The sequence below is a fragment of the Hymenobacter roseosalivarius DSM 11622 genome, from assembly GCF_900176135.1.
GTDB classification, from domain to species: Bacteria; Bacteroidota; Bacteroidia; order Cytophagales; family Hymenobacteraceae; genus Hymenobacter; species Hymenobacter roseosalivarius.
Genome location: NZ_FWWW01000002.1, coordinates 1 through 2,407 on the forward strand (window position 1 = coordinate 1; position 2,407 = coordinate 2,407).

Consider the following 2,407-nt stretch of genomic DNA (forward strand, 5'->3'; position numbering starts at 1 on the left):
ACGAGCCCGTTCAGGGCTACGCGCAGGCTATAGCTGCCGGCGGCCAGGTTCGTGAATACGCCCGTGTTAGAGGTCAGTGTTACACCAGCCGTCGCACCCACTCCCACGAGGGTATAGGTACCCCCGCTAATAGCAGCGGTGACCGTTAGTGAACCTGTGGCCACCAAACAGGTGGGCTGCACGACCACAACGACAGGAGCGCTAGGCGCCGTGGGCGCCGCGTTGATGGTGACGGCTACGGCGGCCGAGATACACCCGTTTAGGGCTACGCGCAGGCTATACGTGCCGGCGGCCAGGTTCGTGAACACACCCGTCGTGGAGGTGAGTGATACACCAGCCGTTAGACCTACCCCGACAAGGGTATAGGTACCATCGCTAATAGGCGAGCTCACCGTTAGTGAGCCCGTGGCCACCAAGCTAGTGGGCTGGACAATGACAGCAATGACAGGAGCGCTAGGCGCCGTGGGCGCCGCGTTAATGGTGACGGCTACCGCGGCCGAGATACACCCATTCAGGGCTACACGCAGGCTATAAGTGCCGGGCGCCAGGTTCGTGAATACGCCCGTGTTAGAGGTGAGCGATACGCCCACTCCCACTAAGGTATACGTGCCCCCACTTACAGCAGCGGTTACCGTTAGAGAACCCGTGGCTACCAAACAGGTGGGCTGCACCACCACGGCAATGGGTAAAGCCAAGGCAGCAGTCGGCGCCGGGTTGATGGTGATGGCCGCGGCGGCCGAGACACACCCGTTGAGGGACGCTCTGAGGCTGTAGCTGCCTGGCGCTAAGCCTATGAATACCCCGAGCGTAGAGGTCAGTGATACACCAGCCGTCGCACCCACCCCAACCAGGGTATAGGAGCCACCGCTCAGTGAAGAGGTTACCGTGACAGAACCCGTGGCTAGCAGGCAACTGGTGGGTTGCACGACCGAGACAAGGGGCTGGACTAGAGCGGCAGTAATGGTGACGGTGGCCGTAGTGCTGCATGTGGCCCCCGACGAATAGCGCACGAGGTAAGTGCCCAGCGTCGACGCAGCCAGGTTAATCATGCCGGTGCTGGCGTCAATGCTCAGGCCGATGGTTGAGGAGAATATCCCGCCCTGGCCGCACGCGGGAATGGTCGCTGTGGGATTGGAGCAGCCTTGCGCATACGTAGTGCTCGGGTACAAGGGGGGGGGCACTAGCTGACCAGAACTTACTTTGGGGAAAGACAATAGGACAGCTATCACCAGGACCAGCTGTCGCCAATAGGAAATCGCCTTCCTTCTTTTGTGATACTCTGCTCTCCCGGGTTTGGGCGCTGGTAGGGCATCCCACCTCACCTCAGTGGGGGCGTCGTCTAGCGGGTAAGACGGTAATTGCTTGTTCATAGTACGTAAGAGTAAAAGTGGGAGAATAGGCAACAAATTAAATTAAGTAATTTACTAACTAACTGAATTACAATAGGTTATGTTTTAGATAAGCCGTGGCTTATGGCCGAGCCGCGTCGGCGGCAGCAGGATAAGACGGTTTAACTAGGCAGGAGGAGCGAGTTGATACGAGACACGCCAGCGGGCTTCGGCGAGAAGGGCGCTAGGTAGCCAAGAATGCAAAGGGTACGGGGGGGCACTCCCTAGGGAGCGGGTTATCTAGTAGGCTGGAGCAACAGCAGGACTAGGGACGCTAACGAATTATTAGGGTCGGCTTTCAGGGAGTTTCCACCTGAGTCGGGGGGCATTTTTGTGGCCGTTACCTTGCTAGCTGCTGCCTTCCCGAACGGCGGACAAAGTCCACTCAGTGGGAGTACGCAACCGGCAAAGGGGGGATAAGCGGCCCGCAGGCGCCCGCGCTAACCCCACCGGAGCTATAGAATCGATTGAATGAAGCTTCAGGGTGACATAATACTTCCCTTTAGAGTGAGACAAAAGTTCTGCCGAATAGTGGCGTTGCTAAGCGAGCTTCTGAAACCCACCGCATAGTAAGTCCGAAAATAATATTTATTGATGTATAGATTTATATAAATCGATTCACACATTCACATACGAAAAGGTTATATAATCGGATTTTTAATTTGAACATTTATTTTAGTTAGCCCTAAATAATATTTTAAAAGTCACATAAATGCATGAAAATCCAATCGATATATTTCTCTAAGGGTGCTTGGCAATAATGAATAGCCGTCTCTAGGTGTCCTTTGCGTATAGGCTACTTCGTGGTATCGCCAAGCAGGGAAGTAATGCCCCATTGATAGGCGGTAAGGGCACGTCAATGCTGTCCTTCCTCCGGTAACGGCCATCAAACACTGATTGTACACAGCTACCGGCAGCAAGCATGAGAATGGCTTGCACATGATATCACTTCCATCCTATACCGCGGGCACCGGCAGCAGATGCCAAGACCCCTAGTAGAGCTCAATACACTCGTTTAA

General features: G+C 54.9%; 1 protein-coding gene. It reads right to left on the reverse strand.

Going from position 1 to position 2,407, the window contains the following annotated elements:
* Nucleotides 1-1,181: hypothetical protein (locus B9A24_RS00030; protein ID WP_394334627.1), on the reverse strand; the 1,181-nt coding region annotated here is incomplete at its 3' end.
* Nucleotides 1,182-2,407: the final 1,226 nt, after the last annotated feature.